Below are 24641 nucleotides of genomic sequence, written 5' to 3' on the forward strand. Positions count from 1 at the left end.
AACGATTGTTATAACAGGCCTACTTAAATGTTTGCGTCAGATCCGCAGGCTGGCTGCTGCTGTAACCTTTGTCTTTCTTGGTGTTCGAACTGGCAATACGCTCCTGCAAATGTTCATAAAATAACTCTTCATCAATGGGCAGCTCAACCCAATTGTCCGTCCAGGTCGAGAGAAGCATCGCATTGGACAAGGTTAATCCGTGTATGCCTTCTTCTCCTGGAGCAATGAGCGTGGCACCTGTTCGGATGGCATCAATCCAGTTACGAATGAGTCCTGGGTGGCCGGATTCGGTACCCGTAATCGGAACTTCACACTTCCAGCATTCCGGCTGTCCGAAACCTCCCGTAAACCGTTTGTTAAATTCAGGCTCGGACTCCCGAAGACGCCAGAATGTCAGCTGACCATCTTCAATCACGATTTTACCGCGGTCGCCGTTGACCTCGAATCGGTTGGTACCTGGAGCTTCACCCGTAGTTGTTACAAATACACCTGTTGCTCCGTTTTCATACTCCACATAAGCCGTCACATCGTCTTCCACTTCAATATTCCGATACTTGCCGAACGAACAGAATGCACGCATTCGTACAGGCATCATGCCGATGGTCCACTGCCACAAGTCGAGCTGGTGAGGATCCTGATTAATCAGCACGCCTCCTCCTTCACCAGCCCAGGTCGCCCGCCAGCCACCTGAATCATAATAGCTCTGGGATCGGTACCAATTCGTAATAATCCAGTTTGTGCGTCTTACTTCCCCGAGTTCTCCTGAAGCAATAAGATCTCTCAGTTTGATATACAGAGGATTCGTCCGCTGATTGTACATCATGGAAAACACTTTGCCGCTGGCTGCAGCAGCTTCATTCATTTTGCGCACCTGTTTGGTGTATACACCGGCCGGTTTCTCAATCATGACATGCAGGCCGTGCTGAAAAGCCTGAATGGCCTGTTCGGGATGATCATAATGAGGAGTTGCAATAATGACCGCATCAATGGTGCCGGATGCCATCATCTGCTCCGCATCTTGCCAGTAACTGACCGAAGCTGGGAAATTACTGGCTACCCAGCTCTCCATCTCCTTTCGGACATCACATACGGCTACCAACTCTGCACCAGGCACATCTCCGGCAATCAGGGTTCTGGCATGTGCGGCACCCATGTTTCCAATGCCAATTACGGCTACTCGAATCAAACTCATACCTGTACCTCCTCTTCCAGACGACGCTCGATTTCGCCGAATATCTCAGCAAAATGCTGTAACATCGCTTGAGAATTAAATTCTCCACTGAAATCTTCAATACCGTAATATCCATCATATCCCACTGATTTTAGGTCACGGAACACTTGCATCCAATCCACGATACCTTCAGTTAGCGGTGACCAATGACATCTCCATTTCGCGGATACAGAACTCTTCGCACTCTCTCCGTTTTGCTCCTCCTTGTACCACGCTGCATTCTTCACATGAACGTGGGCAAGGTAAGGACCCAATAGTTCCAGTCCCATTCGATAATTTTCATATCCTTCATGTACCATGTTGCCCGGATCATACAGCACGCCAACATGCTGGGCATCCAGCGACTGCACCAGTCGGTAAGCCAGTGAAGCAGTTGGAGCGATCGTCTGGTGATGCGTCTCTACCACGGCTTTGACGTGATACTGCTGAGCCATCTCCTGCACTTCGGATAAATACCTAACAGCTCGGCTGTACAGCTCAGGATAACTGGTTGTACGATCATATCCCGGCACACCTACACGCATCATGGACGCACCCAGATCAGCTGCTGCCTGAAACGCCTGCTCTGTCGCTTGAAGATCCCCACAGCTCAGATACGGTACTAATGCAATGGAACGTCGACCGTGTTTTGCAGTCGCCTCACGAAAATCAGGGACCTGTTCCTCCCACTTGGCCGGATCAATCGAACTCCGATTATGCCTCCAGAAAGATGGTTCCTCAGTACGTGCTTCTTCCGGTATTCCGCGGAACCTCCACTCGATTCCGTCAATACCTGCCGATGCTGCCGCAGCAGCCAGTTCTTCTGCGTTCAGGTCCGGGGTCGCTACAGTGAATACAGACAGTTTCATCTTCGTCATCTCCTTATGTAAACGTATTCAAATTTATTGGATAAACGAATTGTATCATTCCTGCATATGCACAAATAGTGTTCTGCTCCAACAGATGAATAAGAGATAAACGTGAGGCAATATTCCCCATTCAGGGATAACTGTAACTCGGCTGCGGAGGATGTCGCCATACCTCTCCAGAGTCATTCATACGCAAAAAAACATCCCATCCAGATGCTTAATCTGAAAGGGATGCAATGGTTCGTTCATATATTCAGTCGTTATCTATTTTCGATCAAAAAACACATGCTCAGCATGCAATTTTCCTAGACGGGTCGTCATGATTCCGAACGAATACTTCGGCTGGCGACGCCGATCCGTCGGTGAACCCGGGTTGAATATCAGCACATCGTTGACGGTATGCATCAATGGAACGTGCGAGTGGCCAAATATGATGGCATCTACCTGCTGACCGGCAAAGGTATGAATGGCATTCTGTTCCGTCGTTTTCGATCCCTGGTGCCCATGCACCAGACCTAGACGCAAACCGTCCGCCTCCACAATACGGGAAAATCCCAGCTTCTTGCCAATTTCAGGTGGATCTGTATTGCCTGCTACGCCTGCAACGGGAGCATACTCGCTCAGCAGCTTGTATACACTCCAATCCGACCAGTCTCCTGCATGTAAAATGAGGTCAGCCTCCGGCAGGACTTGGAGCAATGGTTCCGGCAGCTGCTTTGCTCTTTTGGGCAAATGTGTATCCGAGATCACGATTATTTTCATATCCAAACACACCTTCCTGGTTCAGACAATACCCTACTCTGCAAACGGAGGCACAGTCTCCATCTGGGAGCAGGAACGTTCCATATCTTCAAGCGTAATGGATGCGAAGAACTGTTCGACTTTTGCCTCTGCCACCTGATACAGATTCGTCAGCAGACTGTCTATGCGAAGGCCAACATCACAATTGGGGTTGCAATTGCCATGAATCGGAAATAACGGACCTTCGTCCTTGGCAGCCTGATAGATCATGGACAAGGTAATTTCATTAGCTGGCTTGGCGAGGTAAAAACCTCTCGTTCCGGGAGAGGAGTCGACCAGACCTGCCTTTTTCAGCCCGCCCAAAATACGTCTGACGACAACAGGGTTGGTGTTGACGCTTCCTGCAATCATAGCGGAAGTGATTCGTTCAGGCGCGCTGGAGGACAACAACAACAAACAATGCACACTGACCGAAAAATGTGTACTCATGATTAACCACCTTTAACGTAATATAATCCTGGTGCTTCAATCTATTCAGGGAACAGACTCTGTTCCGGACGTGCCTTGATTTTCAGCTGCCGCACGCTGTACTCCAGCTGCTTCACAATATCATCAAGCTGTTTGCGATCGATTTTCGTTGGATCATCCACGGGTCTGGCCGTCGACTTAAGATCCCGAATGGTGAGCTGCTGCTCCTGCCATTTATCCATCAGATCGGCAATATTGGCATAAAAGCGTTCGTAGTCCTTGATGACCAGGTCAAGATATGCGTCGACTTCATCCGGGTCATAACCACGGAGCTTATAATTGAATTGTTTTTCATGAATTGATAATGCATCGAGCTGTACGCCCAGTTGTTTAAACAATTGTCTCTGTTTATCCAATCTTCGTTTCATATGTTCATCCATCTTGACAACCTCCATTATAAGAAAAACGTCTTACGACGTATGTTCAAAAGTAGCCGGGACCGTCTCTTCAAGGAGTACGGTGCAATACGACTTCGCGGGGAAATCGCGGCAGTTTCTCTCTCTATTTTTTATAACACATTATCGGCCAGATATAAAATCAAACGCCTCTTCAAGGATACAAAATGATTGTATGCCGCCAAAATCGGGTAAGGACAGACTACACACCCCCAAGCGGGAAAGGAGCATGTCGTTATGAGTACATTAACCAAAGATCAACTTCAGGAACTCAAGAACACCCTTCTGGAACAACGTGATAATCTGCAGCGTCATTTTGAATCCAACATGGAAGATGGAGCTCCGACCGAGTCGCTTAAAGATTCTACAGGCGAGCTGTCATCATACGATAATCACCCGGCTGATGCGGGGACCGAGACGTTTGAACGCAGCCGTGATCTGGCCGTAGACGATACATTAACGGATGAATTTAACCAGGTGATCGATGCCCTGGAACGAATGGAAAAGGGAACCTACGGAACATGTGTCACTTGTGGACAGGATATTCCGTTTGAGAGGCTTCAGGCCATTCCATACACGGCCTACTGTATTGACGATACACCTAACCGGGAGCTCAGCAATGATCGCCCTGTGGAAGAGCAGGTGATGACCATGCCACCAACGGGTGCCGGAGAGGTCAGACAGCGGAACGCTGGCAAGTTCGATCATGCCGAAGCCTGGGAAGCTGTGGAGGATTACGGCACATCCAATTCGCCAGCTACCGCTGCCAAACGTGAAGTTCGGGATTACGATGAAAACATGTAGTTCTGACGATGATTGCCGTCCTCTCTCCATGTATATGTGATATGGTTGAGCAGTCATCATCGTCCTCATCACACATCAAAAAGCCGCCATCAGGCGGCCTTTTCTTTGTTGTCGCATGGGTCTACCTTGATCATATTTCCTTTGCATCGTCATTCGGATCAGAATCCTGATCTCCCGGCTGATGCGGTGGGGCTTTACTTTTCTGAGATTCAACTGGTTCATCCACATGTTGGGACAACGTCGCAAACAGTTGAAAAACCTCCTGATCTTCCGTCTGTTCATTCCGCTTCGTATAAGGCTCACACATTTTCGTGATATCCCTGTACAGCTTCTCTACTTCCTCACGGCTCGCATATAAGGTCATGTCCGAGATTTGTCCAAACATGTTCTCACCATGCTCCGCCTGTTTCATAAACATTTGGCGGCTCTGTTCATACATTTCATTTAACAGTTTAAGCGTCTCTGAACGAAATACCTGCTTCAGTGGCGAGTGGTCCTCATCTTCGTGACGAAGATGAATTTCTCCCTGAAAGGGTTCGTAGTATTTAGCAATGATTCCATTAATCTCTCGCGTGGATACGATGGTAAGCAAACCAATCTTCTCCAGCTTTTTCACGTGATAATGTACTTTCGCCGGCACTTCCCCCAGCTTATCAGCTATTTCTTTTACGGTAGAAGGTCTTCCCTGTTTATTAAACATATTCAGGATCTGGATCCGATACGGGTCGGAGTAGATCTTGATCTCTTCGATCGTTGACAGTACTTTCTGCTGCATACCTGTATCCTCATTTCCGGGGTACCTGTTGTCCTTATATATGCATATTATACCGTTCAGTCCGGTTCCCGGTCAAAACAGGTCTTACAGAAAGATACAGGAATTAGGTTATATACTACGCCGAAATGTTTTGCTGAGCAGGAGCGATATGGCTGACATGGCAAGCAAAATGCCAAAAGTAATAAATAACGCAGGCGTGGAGGCCCATTCTGCTGCTGCACCCGCAACCAGACTTCCAAGCGGTACAGCACTTAGGCACAGCATACTCTGCAGTGCAGATACCCTGCCAAGCATACCGGGTGGCGTAACCTCCATCAGATACGAAGCAAGAGGTGTAGTAGCTAATGGTATGCCGAACCCCATCATCAAGCAAAACATAGCTGCAAGCGGTAGCTGATAAGTTGACATATACGCAGGAAGCGCGGTCATTGCATAGCTAAGACCCAGCATGATGATTCCACTAATAATCAAGACACTCTTCCGATAGCTGCTGCCTCTGTGAGTCATCCACAATCCACTCAGCACCATGCCCCCCACCATTAACCCACTAAGCAAACTTAACCCCCCTGCTCCAGCATGCAGAATATCGATAACATATGGAGTTCGGAGAACATTGAAGGGCATCAGGCAGAAGTTAACGAAGGCAAATAAAATGGAGGTAATAAGCAGCAGGACGTGTTTGCGCATAAAATGAAAGGCTTCCACCATATCCGAAAGCAAACTTCTGGGAGTATCTGTGGAAGATGACTTCTCCGCGGATACTTCTTCCATGCTGGGATCGGATGGATAGACAACTCGGCTCATTAGCACAGCACTTAATGCAAATAGGCCAGCATCCATCAAAATCGTCCACGTCATTCCGACAGTTGCAATGAGCGCACCTGCTACGGCAAGCCCGGCAAGCTCGGCCAGTCGAGTAGCCGAAGACGACATGGCATTGCCGGAAAGAAGCATCGATTGCGGGAGCAGTCGCGGTACACTGGACATCTCGGCAGGTGAAGAGAAGCATTCAAGCAACGAATTCATAATCGTGACAACGAACAAATGCCATACTTGCAGTTCTCCCATACCAAATAACAGAGCAGTTATACCAACAAGCAGTCCCCGGCCCGAATTCGTCAGAACGATGACCTTCTTGGGAGACATGCGATCCACGACCGCTCCTGCAAAAAGGCCGAGCAGAATATTGGGCAGAAAGTTGACCGCGAGCAGCGTACCCATCAATAGTTTAGAACCTGTCAACATGTACACCATCCAGCTATATGCAATCGAGTCAATGGAATCACCGAACCTCGCTACCATCTTCCCCAGCATAAACTGCATATAAGGTTTGACTTGTATTAACTCACCAATCCCTTGCTTATTAACCGCTGTGCCTTCGCTCATTATCCATTCCGCCCTTCAACGTTAAAATAATTTTAATGTTAATATTATTTTAACGGAGGATTCCTGGAAATCAACCCCTTCGTGAAAATTTTTTTAACGTTTAGCTGATGTAGTTCACACTAAAAAACTCCACCCTTAAGGATGGAGTCTGGTTTACTCAATTTATCAAATCAATGAAACGCGCTGCCGAGTCCGTGCCGATTGCAAACAGGCGTCAATCACCCGCATATTCGCTATCGTATTTTCCGGAGTAAACGGCAGTGGTGTTCCATCTAGCACAGCTGCAGCAAAGGCTTCCGCCTGCAGAACATAAGAATTAGATACGGATACCCGTTCTTCCCGACTGACCGAATCCGTGTGAACAATAATTTGTGGTGGGATATCGCTATTCTCCCAGCCGAAGACTTTTGGCAATTCAATTCGTCCGTCTGTCCCTAGGATCTCCATCTCGGCCCTCCCGGAAGCCCACATGCCGCAATCAAACGTTAACGCCACGGATCCCGGAAATTCCACAAGCCCCGATGCCATCATATCCACTCCATCATGTTCATCGGAGAATAAGGCATGTACCGTAACTGCTTCGGGTTCCTGTCCCAGGTACATGCGTGCTGCCGAAATGGGATATACGCCAAGATCAAACAGCGAGCCTCCGCCCATTTCCCGTTTGAACCTTACATTATCCTTATCATCCGCCGTATTACATGTAAAATTGCCATGGATGGCACGAACGGCACCAATCTCCCCACTCGCGATAATCTCCTGGACACGCCGATGCTTGGGATGATAACGATACATGATCGCCTCTGCGAATAGAACGCCGTGCTCCTTGCATACCTGAATCATTTCGGCAGACTCGTCCGCATTCAGTGCAGCTGGCTTCTCGCATAATACATGCTTTCCGGCCTGAGCGGCTTTTATCGTCCATTCCTTGTGCATATGGTTAGGCAACGGAATATATACGGCTTCAATATCGGGATCTGCAATGAGCTCATCGTAACTTCCATAGCATCTAGCAATGTCCAATTCTTCGGCGAGCGCTTCAGCCTTTTCCTTGCTTCGACTCGCAATAGCAAGCACTTCTCCCCGTTCGGATTGCTGGATTGCCGGAATTACCGCATTCTTGGCAATGGTGGAAGTACCGAGTACTCCCCACTGTAGCTGCTTATTCATGCTCATCTTCCTTTCGTCCCGTAATTGTCCTCTTCTGCCTTGTGCAGCATGCCTAGACAACGGTCTAGGTCAGCCTTGACCTGCTTTTTGTACAATTCGGCCTTTTCCGCTCCATCATCCGTAAAGTGATATAAAACGATTTCCTGAAAATCCACTTTGGGATCGCTGCCCTTCAACTTCTTCGTCCGATAAAATACACCCTGCTGTACCAGTTCATGCAATGCCCGATATACCTCACTCTGAGGCGGCACATATCCGTAATCTTTAAATTCCTGCTTCATGGCCTCCAGCATTTCGTAACCGTATCCTCTGTGCTGTTCAACCATGGTAATGAGATACAGCTTGATAAATGCCCGCTGGGCGATCATAAAAGCCATGCTTGTTCCCCCTATCCTCTACCGCTCTACTTCATATTATAAAACTTGTGTTCGGTTTCTGCCATCTTTCTCCGTTTTTCCCGTTTATGCAGCTGGTGAGAACAAATCAGGAAGGATACTCAGAATAGTGTGGCAGAACGGCTTTAGGGTTTTTTATTGTGAATTTTTCATATAATGAGTTTTTGAAACAAGAACCAAAAAAAGATTCAGTTCGACAAAAGCAAAAGCTGACTTTCATCCACAACCATAGATCGCTACCTTTATGAATGATTCACTTCTATTGTGAATTTTTCATTTGTTGCCTCTTTCACTTTCTGAAATTGGCCTTCGGTACAGTGCCCACGATCCATTTCCCCCAGCTTACACGCGAAATGCACCAAGTGAGCCCACAGGATAGGGCTAAAGCAAGAACCCACGTCAGAATCATTCGTACGGTCGGATTTAGGCCCCATGCAACATAAAAGGATTCATCCGGAATGTAACTGTAGCGCAGCATAAGCATATGCATGAGGTAACCGCCGTAAGAAACGCTGCCAATCCATCCCAGCCAGCCAACGGCCAGGAGGTTATGCAGTTTGCCTGCGAGCTGATACATGACCATGATCGACGCGATTAGAAAGAGAGCCATATCCGGCCTGATCAAGCTAACGGTATAAAATGTGATCTGAATGCCTTCAGGCTTTTGAAATTCCAGCATTAATAGATATGTAAACCGAAGACCCATGGTTATAAACACGGCCCAATATACCCAGCGCAACCGATGAATCCACATGTTCCAGCTTTCAACAGATAATCCGGCAGCCGCACCTAGTACAAAATAAAAAAAGAAATACAGGAAATTGCGGTCGGCATAGGTTGTGAATACATCGGTCAGTACTGGAATATTAAGTCGCTCCATGACTCGTGCAATATTCCCCAATTGATCGGCTAACACGAGGTATACGGCTCCCGTAATCAGGACAGCAATCAGGCGTCCCCGTGAATCGTAGCGGTTATATACATATCGTACGGCCTTTAGAAACAAGGGGAAAAGCAAATAAAATTGAATCAGCATGATAATGTACCAAAAATGAGATGTGGTCTTGCCGGTAAGCAGCTTCAAACCAAGTTCAGGGAGATCCTGCCAGCTAATACCGACCCACCCCTGTGGTGTCAAGGTGAAGTACACCAACGACCACACGACATATGGTGCGATAACATCCGTTAATCGTTTCTGCATGAAACGGCCGTATTTCAGCTGCTCTCCCGTGTTATAGAACAGGACCATGCCCGTGATGAAAATAAATAAAGGGACGGCAAATTTGGAAGCCATCAACAGGATTGCAAGCAAAACCCCATCTTCCAATCCTGCTTCCGGAACCAGAGAAAAATGGGCAATGGAATGCTGGAGTACAACAGCTGCAAAAGCAATCCCCCTTAAACTTTCAATTTCAGCAATTCTTTCTTTTTGTGGCATAGCGTTCAGCCGCCTTTCTTGGTTTTACAGTAAAAAATAAGTACAATGATAGTCGTATAAAAGATGAACGGAGGGATTCCTATCGCTGATTCCGAACTAGATACCCCCACAATTGACTCCAAATATGTACAACAGCATATGGCCAATGAGCGAACGTTTCTGGCCTGGGTTCGTACCGGAATAGCCATGGCCGGTATCGGATTCCTGGCTGCCGGATTCGGATTTAATTCTTCCTCTTATGACCAGATTGCACACATTGCCGCCATTATAACCGGAGTGATCTCACTCGTCAGCGGCATTGCCATCATTCTGTGTTCTGCTGCTTCGTATCACCGCAAACGCAGGCAAATTAATCAGCAAACCTTTCAAGCCTCAACCCGATTGATTCGCTTCCTGACGCTTACACTGTTGGTCATTGGCCTAGCGCTTGCTGTTCTGCTCTATGTATTGTTATTCCCTGCTTCTTAGACTTGCCTCTACACAGCATCAACAATCATCAACATTCCAGGATGGAATTACAGGGACAAAAGCCGGCTTCCCCGAGGGAAACCGGCTTTTGAGCGCCTGACGGCTCACATTGACCAAATCATGATTTATATGTGTTACTCCTGTATAGCCTTGGATACAAATTCAGTGTACTAGTCTGAACAATCCAAGCTTATAGGAACGTGTTGTTTCCAAATCGTGCTGCTTTATTCTGAGCTTCCAATCTGCGTTCTTCCATGTCCAGATCCGGACGCTCTGCTGGCACATCCGTACCATGAGCAGCGTATCGATCACGATTCAGATAGCTGGTATTGCTGAATACATCATAGACATCCGAATCCCGATCGGTGGAATCAACCAGAAGGAGAATTTTGCCGTTTTGTACATATTCCTCATACTGTCTGGCATCCTCTTCAGGAATACCCAGTCCCACAAGTCCACCGACCAAACCGCCGGCACCGGCACCCACTGCCGCTCCCGTAAACGCAGCTGCGATCGGACCTGCCGCCAAAATCGGACCTATCCCTGGGATGGCCAAAGCCCCGATACCAGCCAGCAATCCGGCTACGCCTCCTAATACGCCTCCCGTGGCTGCACCTGCCGCCACGCCTTCAGGCGCCTTCGTTCCCGTCTCTTCCCGGATGGCCTTCAACTCGTCCCGATCCTGCGTCACTACCGAAATTTCGTCTGAATTGAATCCTTGTGCTTTCAAGCCCTCTATGGCCTGAGATGCCTCACGTTCTGTATCAAAAACACCTACGATTTTCTTCTGCATAGTGAATTCCTCCTAATCATTTAAGAGTTCGCTTCGCTATGTTATTACCCGTAAGATTTTCTTTCAAACGCTTCCTGCCCATTATATCGTGCACAAATACGAATAATTCAGCTTCAATTCCAGAGAAAATATAAGCTCCTTAAGTCATTCTCATCAAGGGCTCTCTCTGAAAAGTCGGACCAATATTCAAGCCTTCATATATGAATGGTGAGAGGACAGAAGTCACATCGTTCCTAGCCGCGCGGCTTCGCCCGATTGGTCGCCATGGCCTCCAACGGATTATCTGGCCAGTAATGCTTCGGATATCGGCCTTTCAGGTCTTTTTTCACCTCGAAATAAGTCTCCCGCCAAAAGTTCGTCAAATCCCGGGTCACCTGTACAGGCCGGTGCGCAGGCGACAACAGATGCAGGGTTAACGGCACCCGACCTCCAGCAATACGCGGTGTATCCTGCTGTCCGAACATCTCCTGAAGCCGTACCGCCAGTGTAGGGTCTTCGGGTCGACTATAATCAACCGGAATGCGTGATCCGCTAGGAACCTGAATATGGGTTGGCGCTTCCCGGTCCAACTGCTGCCGTTGTTCCCAGCTCAATCCGCTAAGCAACACGTCCTGCATGGACAGTTTCTTCAGATCGGAAGCTGAACGCATTCCTGCCAGAAAAGGACTGAGTTGATCTACGAGTTCCGCTGATACATGATCCGCCGCGAGATCCGGCCACCCCGGCAAATGATGATGCAGAAAACGCAGTCTGTCTGCCAGCTGCCTGGATGATTTGGTCCAAGGCAGACAATCCTGACCTTCTGTCCGGATTCCAGTTAGGAGTGCTTCCAGCACCTGATCTTCCGGAGGCTGTGTGATACTGCTCTCCTTCATCAAAATTGATCCAATTCGCAGCCTTCGATGAGCCCGCACACTTCGTGTACTGCGATCCCATGCAATCTGCACATCCTCTTCTATGAGATCAGCACCATAGCCTAACAAAAGCTGCTCACGCACCGGTGCAGCCAGCAGGATGCGTGCATCCGCGCCCTGGTCGTCCGCCTCGGCAGCGACCAGATAGGCTGAACTGCTCAGCGACTCTGCCTGGCTGAGCCTTACCCCTCGGCCGCTGCTCAGCAGGTAGCGGCCGTCCTCCCGGCGCTGTCCGATCCGGTCCGGATAGGCGAAGGACAGCAGCAGCCCACAGCTGTCCTCGTTCGGCCGTTCCGGATCCTCCGGCGCCGGGCCGAGAGCCGTCCGCAGCTGGCGGCTCTCCTGCATAATGCGCCGTACGGCAGCGATGTCTGCGACCGACGCTGCCGCTTGCGGCGTACCGCTGCTGTCCGCAGTCAGCAGCGCTTCCACGCGCGGGCGCAGGTCCGTGCCCGCGCCTGCACTGCCACTGCTGCGGAGGCCGCCAGGCTCCTGCAGCAGTGCCGCCAGCATGCTGGCGTAGCTGGCCAGCCCAAGCTCCGCCGCGCGGAGCAGCATGCTGGCCAGTCGCGGATGCACGCCAAACGCGTTCATCCGCCGCCCGAAGGGCGTGATGCGGCCTGTGTCATCCAGGCCGCCCAGCTGGCGCAGCAGCGCCTGTGCCTGGCCGTAGGACGCGGCAGGCGGGATGTCCAGCCACTGCAGTTCTGCAGGGGACTGGACACCCCAGGCGGCAAGTTCCAGCGCCAGCGGTGCGAGGTCCGCGGAGGCAATCTCCGGTCTTGCTGCTTCCGGCAGACCGTCATGAACCTCTTCGCTCCATAATCTATAGCACACCCCTGGTGCAATTCGCCCTGCACGACCCCGACGCTGATCGGCTGAAGCCTTGGACACCGTCTGGGTAACAAGACGACTCATGCCAGTACGCGGGGAAAATACGGATGCACGACTCAGTCCGGCATCAACAACCACTCTGACACCCGGAAGGGTAAGGCTTGATTCCGCAATGGATGTGGACAGTACGACCTTACGACTTCCTTCCACTGCAGGGCGCACAGCCTCATCCTGACGTTCAATCGGCATGCTGCCATACAGAGAATGAACCTCGACATGAGAAGAAAGATTCAGCTTCGAAAGTTCCCGTTCTGTCCGGTGTATCTCTCTGGCTCCTGGAAGAAAGACCAGTATGTCTCCTTCCTGCTCTACGACAGCTTTTACAACCGCATGAGCTGTGAACTCCTCTAGCACGGCAGAAGCCGGTTTCGGTACATAACGGGTTTCCACAGGAAATGTGCGTCCTGGACAATCAATCGCGCGGGTTTCTTCACCAAGCAGTGTACAGATTGGGTCAGGGTCCAGCGTTGCCGACATAATCAGCACCTTCAGGTCTGGACGCAGCATCGCCCGTGACTCCAGAGCCAAGGCCAGGCCAAGATCACCGTGCAGATGACGCTCGTGAAACTCATCAAAGATAATCATCGCTGTATCTTCAAGCCCCTGATCCTGCTGAAGCATGCGTGTAAGGACCCCTTCTGTGACTACTTCGATCCGCGTTGCCTGACTGACCCGAGTGTCCATGCGTACACGGTAACCTACCGTCTGTCCTACTTTTTCATTCAGAGCTGCGGCCATCCGCGCCGCGGCTGAGCGCGCCGCAAGTCTGCGGGGCTCCAGCATCATGATCTTACGCCCGTTTAGCCATGGTTCCTCCAGTAAGGATAGAGGTACTACGGTTGTTTTACCTGCCCCCGGCTCCGCAATAAGTACACCCGTATCCTGCTCTCGAAATAGCTGTTTCAGCTCAGGTAAAACCTGTTGTATCGGTAACTCTAAATTCATATTATCGCTCCTAATTCATAAGGCACCATGCAATATATAATCAATCCAATGTGAATGTTAGCATTATAACAAAAAAAGCCGTTCCAGAGGAACGACTACTTGGATCAAGCGTATTAACGAAGCAATGATTCGGCGCCATCAATCACAATCTCTGCACCCGTAATATGTTTGGATTCAGACGATGCCAGGAACGCGACGAGATTGGCCACATGCTCCGGCTGTCCAGGGCCATCTGCGAGCGGCTGTTCCCCTTCCGGGAACTCCATTGGAATAACGATTTGGTGCAATTCATCCGTTTTTACCGTGCTTTGATCGATATTGGTTGCGATGGCTCCCGGACATATGACATTAACCCGAATTTTGAACCTCGCCAGTTCCAGTGCAGCCATCTTCGAAAACGCAACCTGTCCTGCTTTCGAAGTACTGTACGCCGACATCCCAAAGCTGGTGAACCGTTGGTTACCATTAATGGAACTCGTAATTACAATGCTTCCCCCGCCGCGTTTCTTCAGATGTGGGAGAGCGTACTTGATTGTAAAGAACGTACCATCCAGATTGGTCGTAATGATCCGCTGCCAATCCTCCACCTGAATTTCCTCAATTGGCGCCGAGACACCGTTAATACCTGCATTGGCAAACACAATGTCCAAACCGCCGAACAACTCCACGGTTTCCAGCACCGCTTTTTCCACACGGGCCGGATCGGAGATATCCACGTCAAATGCGCGTGCAGCACCTGGATGTACGGCATTAATTTCGGCTTCCGTCTGAGAAATCCGGTCATTCACCAGATCAAACAGCGCAACGTGAGCACCTTCATTTGCCAATTTTAATGCTGTTGCCTTACCAATGCCGGAACCGGCCCCAGTAATGATAGCTACTTTGTTTGCAAACCGAGACTTGTCGTTATGTTGTGTCATGCTCCATTCCACTCCTTCTCAGCAATTATGTAAGAATGTACATCCAAGACTTGTGTATCAGCATGATGCAGCATGCTAACTAAGTAGATTCTTCACAAGATTACCCAAAAAGAGCGCCTTTTAAATCAATACCGACAAGTTTTTTCTCAGTTGATTTTTACCGCTAAATTAAACATGCTTAAGACGAATGACTTGTCTAAAATTAGACATCTACCATTCCAGCTCAATGAAAGCGGCATCATCTTCAAGCCCCCCCGTATGCGTAGCATCCAGCAGTACCTGAATGTGTTCATCCGGGATATATGCCTGTATGGCATCCAGGTCATTCAAACCATCCGTATACAGCTGCAGACGAATTGATTCATTGGATAGCTTCGCCTCATAAATATGAGGCTTGCCTCCAACTGGCCCTTCCAGGGTTGACCAGCGTTCATTCGTCCGGCAGTGGTTCTGAAAAGCTCCGGATTGTTCCTGACCATTGCGCCAGAGACGTATACGTGAATCTCCTTGCCAAGCCATCCAGATACGGCTTTTTCCCATACCCCGAGACAGCTCAATTCGACCACACACATACATTGCCTGGCTGCCTCTGCTTCGTTTCTCCATTAACACTTCGCGCAAAAGCAGGGGCGAGTTGTCCAATGGCTGAATTTTCTTCAGCTGCTCCGATGCCGGAACCGTCAGTTCTTGAAGCAGATGCTCCATCGCTTCTGCCGAAGGATTAGAGGTTGTATCCAACCACTCGAGGAGCGCATTACCCAGAAAACGCGCGGCAAAATCACCAAGGTAACTCATGCCTACACCATCACACATGACGAATGTACATACATTTCCGTCCATGCGAACGGCAGCAAAGTCTTGACCCGAATCCCCCTGATGAACTGTCTCTGCAGCTCTTCCATAGCCATAGCGACACTTCAAAGCACCCTGATAACGAGTAAGCGGCTGTTCTCCGGTCTGTGCGCTAACATAGCGAAAGATTCCACGACGCTGCTTTCCTTGGCTTCCTTTCTCACCAGCAGGCAATGCTGCCAATCGCATCGTTCTCAAATGATCCCCTCCTATCTCACAGGCGTAGCAGCAGACATCTGAAACCCGATGGACACCAGTTCTGCACATGTGCCTGGCAGCATCATCAATGCACCGGGTGCGAGCAAATAGTCCGCCTCGACAAGCATTTCACGGTAACTTTCAGGCAGAACCGAAGACATATTACGCAGCTTCTCTCCATGCTCATCCTGAAGAACGGTTTCCGGCGAAATCCCCTTCCATCTTCTCGGTTCAGGGATAGGACCTTCCAATAGGTGATCGGATATGAAGATATTTTCAACAAGTACATTGCCATCAGGCACACTCATGCCCATGATCCGTTTGGCAATCGGTTCAGGGTCTTCGCCCGTAGCCACGCCATCCGTCATATGACAAACCAGCGGCGCAGGACAATCCTGCATGTTCGGTATTTCAGCCTGCAGAATCTTCTCTGCTTGCAGAAAAGCTTTGGCCGAATCCGAGAAACGTTTAGGTGTCAGGTCTGGCAATGAACCCACTGCTGCAATTTCGTCGATTCCCTTGATTCCATTCAACAAGTCATAGACATCATCGCTGTATGCAAGGATGGCAATCCGATAGCGAGGCGTTAATCGATTTCCTTTGGTTGAGCGAAACACCATCTGGCGTATGGCCAGGGCCAGGGCATCATAGACGACATCAATCCTTCTGCGGTTTTCCAGAACCATATTCATGGAGGCACTGATATCAATGAGATAAATAATAAGTGCGGGTGTGCGCTGGGATGCTTGTATTGTATAGTTCATCTGGGCCTGGGCCACCTCCGTCGTTCACATAATTTACAAGTTGGGTAGATTATAGTTGTTATTGCTCAAAAATTTATTAATTGCACTCATTCGCGCTGCGACTTTGCCTACCCCTTTGAAGTATGAGGCATCCGTGTTATACAAATTTTTAAAATCACGGGCATAAGACTCCGCATTTTCGATCTTCTTACCCTTTTGAGCATTATACGCCTTGTTATAGTGAGCAATCAGTGTAACCACGTTCTGAGCACGTTTTTTCTTAAGTGCAGCTTTGTTAGCAGCTTCCTGGGCTGCTTTTTGCGCTTCCAGTTTGCGCTGAGCTTCAGCCGCTGCCTTGCGCTCCGCTTCCTGCTTCGCTACTTGAGCATCATGCTCTTTCTTCCAGACCAGATAGGCTTCATACTTCGCCTGCTTGTCATACTTCTCCTGCAGCGCCTTCTTGGCTGCTTCTTTCTTCTGCTCTTCCTGCTTAGCGAGATAAGCCTCGTATTTTGCCTGTTTATCGTATTTCGCCTGGAGAGCTTTCCGTTCTTCTTCCTTTTGCTGTGCTTCAGCCAGTTTTTGCTTTTCCTCGGCTTCAAGCTTGGCCGCTTCTGCTTCCTGCTTCTTCTTCGCTTCTTCCTCTTGCTTCAGCGCAGCAGCTTTTGCGGCTTCTGCTTCTTCGGCAGCCTTGATTTCTGCCAGTCTTGCTGCTTCTTGTTCCTCCTGCTGCTTGACTTCGGCCTGATCAGCCAAAATTTTGACAGTCGGCACGGTACCAGCCAACAATACAACAAGCACAGCGGAAGAGATCATAAACTTTTTGGATCTGTAAAAAGGAACGCGGACAGGCTGTGCGGCTTCTTCCTTGGGAGCCAGCTTAGCATCGAGCTCGTTGATGGCAGCCTCAACTTCCATCTGCATCGCACTGTTAGCCGGAATGAAATGATACAGAGAACGGTATACTTCCAGGGCTGCTGCAGGCTTATCTTCATCCTCAAGAGCACGCGCCTGCAGGAAGAGTCTGTTCACAACAGCTTCCTGCCCCGGCGGCGCTTCAGGTATCGACGTGGACGAATTTTGTCCATTTACTGACTTCGAATCTGCTGCGCCAGTCTCCGGTGCACTTGCGATTGTTTGGCTCGCCGCTTCTGCATTTGCTGCACCTGTTACTTGGTCCTCAGGTTCCTTTACTCCAGCCGCTTCCGCCTGACTGGCATTTGCTGATGCCAAAGCAACAAACCATTCACCAAATGTTGGGCAGCTGCTCAAATCGTGACTCTCCCAGGCACGAATGAACAGATCGGATATTTTGGAACCCCATCGCTTCTGAAGTGAATCCCGCATAGCAAAATAGCGTTCACTCAGCGTTTGCATTTCATGCTGGTCAAAATAACTTTCTCCCCATGCTTTCTCCACAATGGTCGAATCAGACCAGCTTAGCATCTCAGCGATAATAACTGCACCAGCAAAACGATCGGCATATGAGCTCCACAGACCACTGTGTACTGCCCGGTGAGCTGCATAACCAGGAGAACCAGCAAGTAGAGCATCTGGACGATCCATTTTGGAACCGTACATTTGCTCTACATCGACAAGTTCAACCGCGGATGGGGCTCCCAGGTTTTCCACTTCGGAAAAAAACGGAATCATCACATTGGGTGCGGACAAATCACAATGAGCAAGTCCTCGTTGCTCCATGGCCGAACCAGTCCCTGCTAGCGCTCTAGCCAACTTCAGACTTTCTTCTGCAGTCAGCTGTTTCTGATCACTGATTACGTCAAACCAGGTCAGACCCTGCACCCACGGCATCATAACCGCGTATAACAAATCGGGATGTTCACCAATGAGCGCTCCGTTTCTTTCCGGAGTGAGCACATCACGCTTGCATACCTGCAAACCTGGCAGTTCACTATAAGGCTCCATATGCTCAGACTGATAGACCATAGCCGGGATACGGAATTTAGGGAAAAATACTTTTAGTGCTTTGGCCCCACTTATCGAACCATTTCGGGGTATTAACTGGTAAACGATCCCTTGCCTTCCGGCTTGGGCGTATGCCAGACCGGGCGCTGCCGGGTGCTGCCCAATGGTATAGGCAATGTCATTGATCACCACTTCATCCCCGGGATTCGGTTGAAAAGACATGCTCATCCCTCTCTCTGTCATTCTGTCATAGTGCAGCAAAAACCGGGAGTCGTAAAACGCCCGGTTTTTGCTGCAGTTATACATCTTCAGCTTGCTGCCTGCGTACGATCCAGTGCCGGGTCAGACATGACATCGGCCTGATCTATGTAAAGCAGTTTAGCGAGCTTGGTCAGCTGTACGGAATTTGTTGGCAATAGCCGTCAGTTCCGCGCTGATGCTGTTCAGCGTTTGAACGAAAGATTGCATTTGTTTGCTTGCTTCCTGGAACTCCTGGAAGAAACGTTGTTTCGTCATACCTTCCCATTGTCCTTCCATGCTTGTGATGGACTGAGTCAATGTAGAAACGATTTGCTGACTTTGCTCACCGCTTTGTTTGAATTGGTTGGAAACCTGATCAAGTTGTTCTGGGGTAACTAAAATGCGTCCTGCCATGTGTAATTTCCTCCTTGGTTTGTGCAATTAAATTTTTGCTTGTTCAAATTGTACTATACCAGGATCGATCGAACAAAAGCCGAAGGACCTAATCCTATTTACCCCATTTTTGGTGATTGAAACTTCCCCTAACAGACTATTTACATAAATAATTCACTTTCTGCTGTGCTTATTTCGCACTTCTGTAAACTGTCTAATCAGGATACCACAGGTTCGGTTCCTCTTCTCCCCCGAAAGGTGGGATCTGTGAATCTCCACGCTACAGGTTCAGGCTGCATCGCCTGGATCAATGTAGCGGGGGAACCGTCGGGCGGCGCAGCATCCTGCACCCGGTATACTGCCGCCACCGCGGAAAGGGGATCGGATACTACAGCAGCAGCTGCGGCGTGTGTAGGCATGATTTCTCCTACACGATTGTTTTCAAGAACGTTAAGCATATTGACCGCATTGCCATAGGCTGTGTTCACATGACTCAGCACTGTACGATACTCCATGTCTGCCTGCTGGAATAACAAGGCCTTGCGTCCCAATTGCACGCTTAAGTCCATAAAACGACGCACCGCATCTTCGCCGAGTCGCTTGCTGTGACTCCATTCACTCATCACCGCAGCGCGGGCCTCAATATCCCACTCCAGCGAATGAATTGCCTGTTCCAACACTGTCATCTTTTGCTGTATTTGCTCCGCCGCATACTGAATCTGCCTGCTCAGTGCCCGAAGCACATCCGGTTCCACACGAATGCGCATTTACCATCACCTTTCCTCTTCCCCTGCAGGCTGTTTAAGCCAGTCCAGCAGCATCTCGTGAAACTGTTCTCTCGTCGTCAGTGCCGCAACAAGCCAATCATCTGAAGCGGCTGTACTCATGCGGAACAACCAGTTGGATACAGAGCTAGCAGCGAATGCTGCAGACTGCGACTTCCAACCTTCTCCGTTCCATACAAGCAATCGCAGTTCACCGTCTGATTCTTTGTTAACCAGACAACGTGCAAGAGCTAGCGAGCCTTCCGGATCGTTCGTCTCCTGTGCCAGTTCATCAGCAACCGCGGATTCTTCTTTGTTGTTAAGCTCGTTCATAACATCATAGAATTTTTTCTTGGAGCACATCAATGCCGGCTTCTCCGCTGGTGAATGGCCACTCCACTTCATCCTTTGAATCAGGAAGTCAATCGCTTCACGAACGTTCCCGAGATCGGATAACCGGTAGGAATCCGGTTCATCAGCAACACGGGAAACTTCAACGACCCGTTCGTCCGTGCAATGGATATAGCTTTCATACGAAGTGCCGCTGGATGTGTAGCGAATCCAGCAAGCCCTGTCTGACAATCCAGCAATGGCTACTCTGGAGAAAACGGTCGGTGTCATGATCAGCTCATTGCTGTCCTGATCCTGAATCAAATATCCCTTTTCGAGCAGAGAAGTTTTGACGTGCTCCCATTCCACAGCAATGTCTTCTGCCATGTAACCGCGGAAGGGGTCTTCAACGCCAAGCAATCGGTCTGAACCGAGAATCCCGGCCAGGAAAAAAAGTTCTTTTATTTGCAAAGTGACTACCTTTTGCTTGGAATCATGAACCGTCAACATTATGAGCCACCTCCCCTCAAACTACAACATGCCATCGGTCACGAATTTCAGAAATCCAATCTGTCATTTTCCAGGTGTCATCACAAGGAACTGCACCTTTAACCCTGGAATATTTGCGTTTAACATAATAACCTTGACCTGGTGGCAGTACCTTCAGCCCAGCTGAACTGCCTCCAGATTCGGTATAAGGAATACGGAAGAACGAGAGATCGTTAGGGTCTAAAGTCCCGAACAACAATCCACTCTGGGAAGCCTTAACATCACTTACCCAGTCTGAACCAAACGTTGGGAAATCCGCTGGAACACCCGAAAGTATAACATGTATTCCACGATCCCGTCCTTGACGAACAATCGCTCCCAATTGATCTTTCACGTTAAAATCATTCAACTGTTTAGATAGGGTATCTGCATCATCGATCACAAGCACGATTTCAGGTCCACCCTTTAACTCGCCTCTTTTTAGAACCTCATCGTACAACTGTTGGATCACAGGCGCAAGCTGTTCTTCACGAGACACATGTCCGCGGACATGGGACAAGCTACTGATCTCTCCCAGTCCGCCGGTACCATATCTCATATCTACCGTATATATTTGTATATCTTCAGGAGAAGCATGATAAGCCAAAGATAACATCCATGTCAACAAAAATGTCGTTTTACCGCCCTCCATGGGACTTGTGACCATAAAATGCGGACCTTCACGCAGATTCAGCAAGAAAGGCTCCAAATCATCAGTCAACAAGCCTACAGGAACATTGATAGTCGAAAATTCTCCTGGTTGCGCAAACGCCCCCGTACTTACAAGTAAATCCTTGAGTTTCACTTCTTCAGGAAGCGGAGCAATCTGCGGAGCTTCTTCTCCTGTCCAGCTATTCCGAATCTCTGCGATCATTCCGCGGAGAGCAGACGAACGTTTCCCTTCATCCTCACCGGACGATGGCAAAGCCGCTTGGAACATTAATGGTGGTACCTGTCCTTTCACAAGACCTCTGCCTGGTGGAAGCTGGCTTGGTGCCTTGGAAGGCCTTCCAACTGCATAATAATAGTCACTTGGATCAGATAGTTCAAAGGAAACCGCGTTTGGTATATTGCTTCTGAACTTCTCGAAGACATCTGTTACCCGATTCGCAGTCAGAATGAACGTAATTCCAAGACTTCCACCTTCACGAAGAATCGTTTCCAGCAGTTCATTCTCTTCTGGGTAAGCATTGCGGAAAGATAGATAACCATCAATTACAACAACAATCTGCGGAACAGCTGCATGTGCTGTACGACGATAAGCCGAAATCGTTTTAACCCCTGCCTCCGAGATCATATCCTTGCGCTGTGCTGACAGCTTCAGAATATACCGGAATAGACGTTTGATCCGATCCTCCTCTTCGGCCATCAGTACGCCACCGATCTGCGGCAGTCCTGTAAAGTCCTTCATCATCCGTCCCATATCGATAATGTATCCATGCCATGGATCCGTACGACGAGAGCGTGCAAGTGACATCAGCAAAGTCTGGACAAACGTCGTTTTACCCAAACCAGGCATGCCGTACACAATCAAATGCCCTTGATCCACGGGGAGTGCAAGAGGCATCTGACGCTGGTTAGGCAGATCGTCAAGCAGCCCAACGACCGGCTTCAAGCCGCTTGCTCCGCCGTCAAGCAGTAGCTCGCTGTGCTCTTCATCCTGCCAATCCGCTAGACTGTCCCATTCCAGCGTCTCTGGAAGCGGTGGCAGCCATGGACCAGGCAATCTTTTGATTCCTGCATCTGCGGCAGACTGTGCCACATAATCGATGAAGACCTGTAGTTGTTTAGGAACATCTTCGCCTTTGAGGACTGCCCTGCGTTCGCCAGTCAAAAGTGGTTCTCTCTTACCATTAAGACGTACTTCCATGACAGGCAGTACCGTTGTTGTGTCCTCCTGCTGGTTGTATGGCGCACCACTCCAGGCAAACTGCATCTCCTCAAATACCTCATCACTGCCGACCTGGAAATATCCTCGGCCCGGCTTGGTAATCCATGCTGCATTAGGGATCTTGATCATATCCCGGCTGTCTCCCTCGCTCTGTACACGAAGACAGATACGGAAACGGGAGTTACTCCATATTTTGTCATCCACTACGCCTGCCGGCTTCTGGGTTGCCAGAATCAGATGGACACCCAGTGTTCGGCCAATAGCCGCAATACTGATCAACTCATCCATGAATTCCGGCTGGTCCCGTTTCAATTGAGCGAACTCATCAATAATAATGACCAAATGAGGCAATGGCTGTTCATGTCTGGAACGTAAAATCTTGTAATATTCGTCAATGTGCTGAAGGTTACCGGCATCATTCAATATCTTCTGTCTTCTGACCAATTCGGCCCGAAGTGAGATATTGGCCCGTTCAATCAGGTTGCCATCCAGGTTGGTAATCGTACCCACCACGTGAGGCAAACCTACGAACGTATTGGACATCCCCCCACCTTTGTAGTCAATCAACATAAAGGCCAGGTCATGGGGATGGAACTCGGCAGCCAGGGAAGCCACGATGGACTGAATGACCTCACTTTTACCTGAACCCGTCGTACCTGCGATCAATCCGTGCGGGCCGTGACCTTGACGTTCAATTTTGTCATGCAAGTTGATGGCTATTTTCTTGCCACCTGCGCGCACGCCCATGGGTACAGGCAGCGTATCCGGATATCTTGTCTGGCCCCAGCGGGTGATTACATCGAGATCTTCAACACGAGAGGTGCCAAGCATATCAAATAACGGAAGGATTTGCGGGATGTCCGAAGCGGAAGATCGCTTCAGCCGAATGGGAGACATGTAACGTGAGAGTGCCTCAGCGGTCTCTTTTGATATCACGTCCGGTGTGTACGTCTGCTGTACAACGTCAGCGTCTTCCGTTTTTTTGATGTACACGCCCTTGCCTTTGGATGCTTCCATGATCAATTGACAATGCATCGGAAGGGATTCCTTGCGGTTTGCCAGGATAATGGTGCACACATCAATCTCCTGTGCAGATTCAAGCAATAATGGAAGAAGAGGCTCTTCTTCAATAAGCTGCGTGTCCGAGAGAACAACCACATAACATGGAGTCTGCACACTTTTCTTGTATCGATCTTCTTTGTTGTTCCGACGACGGTTTAGCACGGAAAACAAGCTGTCCGCCAATTGATGCGCACCGCTGTGCCTGTCGGCCATATAGCGTTGTCCCTGATCTTCATCCCAGATATGGGGTAACCAGCGTAGCCAGTCCCATTCCTTTGCTTCTTTCTCTTCATAAAAGGCAGCAATCTTCAATTCATCAGGCGAATGTCGCACCGTAAGCTGTGAAATGATGACGCGTAGGGAAGCAAGCACTTCTTCCCGATTCCCTACCAATCCCATCACTTTCGATTGAAACAGCGGGAGCGTAATGGAAGCATCGGGGACCGTCTCAAATTCTGCTGCAAGTTCATGAGCTGCCTCGATTAATTCATCTTTTTCATAACCATCCACTCGTGGAACCTGCAGTTTAATTCGAAACGGAATTTCTCCCGTACCAATCCGTACCTGCAAGAAATCGTCATCTTCCGGTGAACGTTCCCACAGGGAGCTGTTGCGATTCTTCACAACTTGGAGACAAACATTGGGATCCCCATGAATCTCGTACAGGCTCTTAACCTGCTCTGCCTGAGCTTCCTTGAGCTCTTCACGGTGCTTATCCAGTTGGGCTCGGTACATGGCCTTACGTTCTTCAATTTTTTTGCGATACGTCTTTTTGTTACTCAGATACACAAAGAACGGAATAGTGTATGACGTAAGCATCATCATGACAGTCATCATCTGAAACATCATATAATTGGGGTTGCCCATTTTGCCCGTCATGTTGATATATACGTAGAATCCGATACTGACCATCGTCATCATGATCGGTATTATAATAGAAATCATTGAAAACGTAGGTTTGCTCGGCTCCGTTGGAGGTCTGAGAATTTCCAGCCTTTCTTCCTTAAGAACCGGTGTCATTCTTGGAGAACGTTGATATAACACATTCACGAAGAGAAGACCTCCTTAT

Annotated in this window: 22 protein-coding genes; 2 read left to right on the forward strand and 20 right to left on the reverse strand. The window is 49.2% G+C overall.

The window, feature by feature from the left end:
- Positions 1–19 precede the first annotated feature (19 nt).
- The 5 genes from MH144_RS07240 to MH144_RS07260 all read right to left on the reverse strand — a co-directional run bounded on the left by MH144_RS07240 (position 20) and on the right by MH144_RS07260 (position 3728).
- Positions 20–1192, reverse strand: coding sequence for a Gfo/Idh/MocA family protein (locus MH144_RS07240; RefSeq protein ID WP_239298779.1), 1173 nt, complete (start codon positions 1190–1192; stop codon positions 20–22).
- On the reverse strand, positions 1189–2079 hold the full coding sequence (locus tag MH144_RS07245; protein ID WP_239298780.1) for a sugar phosphate isomerase/epimerase family protein: 891 nt from the start codon (positions 2077–2079) through the stop codon (positions 1189–1191). Before MH144_RS07245 ends, MH144_RS07240 begins: the two co-directional genes overlap by 4 nt.
- 264 nt (positions 2080–2343) lie before the next feature.
- A complete protein-coding gene (locus MH144_RS07250; RefSeq protein ID WP_239298781.1) occupies positions 2344–2841 on the reverse strand; it encodes a metallophosphoesterase family protein in 498 nt (165 codons plus the stop codon).
- 33 nt (positions 2842–2874) lie between these two features.
- A complete protein-coding gene (locus MH144_RS07255; protein WP_239298782.1) occupies positions 2875–3309 on the reverse strand; it encodes an Rrf2 family transcriptional regulator in 435 nt (144 codons plus the stop codon).
- Positions 3310–3350: 41 nt separating this feature from the next.
- Positions 3351–3728, reverse strand: a complete 378-nt coding sequence (locus tag MH144_RS07260; protein WP_095287646.1) for a DivIVA domain-containing protein — start codon at positions 3726–3728, stop codon at positions 3351–3353.
- Between the two features lie 252 nt (positions 3729–3980).
- Between MH144_RS07260 and MH144_RS07265 the strand changes: the two genes are divergently transcribed.
- The gene (locus MH144_RS07265; RefSeq protein ID WP_239298784.1) at positions 3981–4547 is read left to right on the forward strand and encodes a TraR/DksA C4-type zinc finger protein; all 567 of its coding nucleotides are present in this window, start codon (positions 3981–3983) and stop codon (positions 4545–4547) included.
- A gap of 130 nt (positions 4548–4677) precedes the next feature.
- Here the strand turns inward: MH144_RS07265 and MH144_RS07270 are convergent, their stop codons facing one another.
- The 5 genes from MH144_RS07270 to MH144_RS07290 all read right to left on the reverse strand — a co-directional run bounded on the left by MH144_RS07270 (position 4678) and on the right by MH144_RS07290 (position 9711).
- Entirely contained in the window at positions 4678–5322 is a 645-nt protein-coding gene (locus MH144_RS07270; RefSeq protein ID WP_239298786.1) for an ArsR/SmtB family transcription factor, read from the reverse strand.
- 108 nt (positions 5323–5430) lie between these two features.
- Positions 5431–6708, reverse strand: a complete 1278-nt coding sequence (locus MH144_RS07275) for an MFS transporter (protein ID WP_239298788.1) — start codon at positions 6706–6708, stop codon at positions 5431–5433.
- A gap of 165 nt (positions 6709–6873) precedes the next feature.
- Positions 6874–7878, reverse strand: a complete 1005-nt coding sequence (locus tag MH144_RS07280) for a Gfo/Idh/MocA family protein (protein ID WP_239298790.1) — start codon at positions 7876–7878, stop codon at positions 6874–6876.
- Between the two features lie 2 nt (positions 7879–7880).
- On the reverse strand, positions 7881–8255 hold the full coding sequence (locus MH144_RS07285; RefSeq protein ID WP_095287651.1) for a replication termination protein: 375 nt from the start codon (positions 8253–8255) through the stop codon (positions 7881–7883).
- A 307-nt stretch (positions 8256–8562) separates the two neighbouring features.
- Entirely contained in the window at positions 8563–9711 is a 1149-nt protein-coding gene (locus MH144_RS07290) for an acyltransferase (protein ID WP_239298792.1), read from the reverse strand.
- 138 nt (positions 9712–9849) lie between these two features.
- Between MH144_RS07290 and MH144_RS07295 the strand changes: the two genes are divergently transcribed.
- Positions 9850–10179: a YidH family protein gene (locus MH144_RS07295; RefSeq protein ID WP_239298794.1), complete on the forward strand. Its 330-nt coding sequence runs from the start codon at positions 9850–9852 to the stop codon at positions 10177–10179.
- Between the two features lie 190 nt (positions 10180–10369).
- On the opposite strand, the gene MH144_RS07300 is transcribed toward MH144_RS07295, so the two are convergent.
- From MH144_RS07300 to essC, 10 genes are all read right to left on the reverse strand, one after another.
- Entirely contained in the window at positions 10370–10972 is a 603-nt protein-coding gene (locus MH144_RS07300) for a general stress protein (RefSeq protein ID WP_239298796.1), read from the reverse strand.
- A 233-nt stretch (positions 10973–11205) separates the two neighbouring features.
- Positions 11206–13725: an ATP-dependent helicase HrpB gene (hrpB, locus tag MH144_RS07305; RefSeq protein WP_239298798.1), complete on the reverse strand. Its 2520-nt coding sequence runs from the start codon at positions 13723–13725 to the stop codon at positions 11206–11208.
- A gap of 113 nt (positions 13726–13838) precedes the next feature.
- The gene (locus MH144_RS07310; RefSeq protein ID WP_239298800.1) at positions 13839–14645 is read right to left on the reverse strand and encodes an SDR family oxidoreductase; all 807 of its coding nucleotides are present in this window, start codon (positions 14643–14645) and stop codon (positions 13839–13841) included.
- A 210-nt stretch (positions 14646–14855) separates the two neighbouring features.
- A complete protein-coding gene (locus MH144_RS07315) occupies positions 14856–15686 on the reverse strand; it encodes a protein phosphatase 2C domain-containing protein (RefSeq protein ID WP_239299292.1) in 831 nt (276 codons plus the stop codon).
- A 20-nt stretch (positions 15687–15706) separates the two neighbouring features.
- Positions 15707–16459 carry a vWA domain-containing protein gene (locus MH144_RS07320; RefSeq protein ID WP_175395969.1) on the reverse strand — a complete coding sequence of 251 codons (753 nt, stop codon included), beginning with the start codon at positions 16457–16459 and terminating at the stop codon, positions 15707–15709.
- A gap of 33 nt (positions 16460–16492) precedes the next feature.
- Positions 16493–18586 carry a hypothetical protein gene (locus MH144_RS07325; RefSeq protein ID WP_239298802.1) on the reverse strand — a complete coding sequence of 698 codons (2094 nt, stop codon included), beginning with the start codon at positions 18584–18586 and terminating at the stop codon, positions 16493–16495.
- A gap of 156 nt (positions 18587–18742) precedes the next feature.
- Positions 18743–19018, reverse strand: a complete 276-nt coding sequence (locus MH144_RS07330) for a WXG100 family type VII secretion target (RefSeq protein ID WP_017689071.1) — start codon at positions 19016–19018, stop codon at positions 18743–18745.
- Positions 19019–19215: 197 nt separating this feature from the next.
- Positions 19216–19764: a WXG100 family type VII secretion target gene (locus MH144_RS07335; RefSeq protein ID WP_095287660.1), complete on the reverse strand. Its 549-nt coding sequence runs from the start codon at positions 19762–19764 to the stop codon at positions 19216–19218.
- A gap of 6 nt (positions 19765–19770) precedes the next feature.
- The gene (locus tag MH144_RS07340; RefSeq protein ID WP_239298804.1) at positions 19771–20601 is read right to left on the reverse strand and encodes a hypothetical protein; all 831 of its coding nucleotides are present in this window, start codon (positions 20599–20601) and stop codon (positions 19771–19773) included.
- A 16-nt stretch (positions 20602–20617) separates the two neighbouring features.
- Entirely contained in the window at positions 20618–24622 is a 4005-nt protein-coding gene (essC, locus tag MH144_RS07345) for a type VII secretion protein EssC (RefSeq protein WP_239298806.1), read from the reverse strand.
- Between the last annotated feature and the right edge of the window lie 19 nt (positions 24623–24641).

Origin of the sequence: Paenibacillus sp. ACRRY, assembly GCF_022346995.1 — a bacterium.
In the GTDB taxonomy this organism is placed as follows: domain Bacteria; phylum Bacillota; class Bacilli; order Paenibacillales; family Paenibacillaceae; genus Paenibacillus.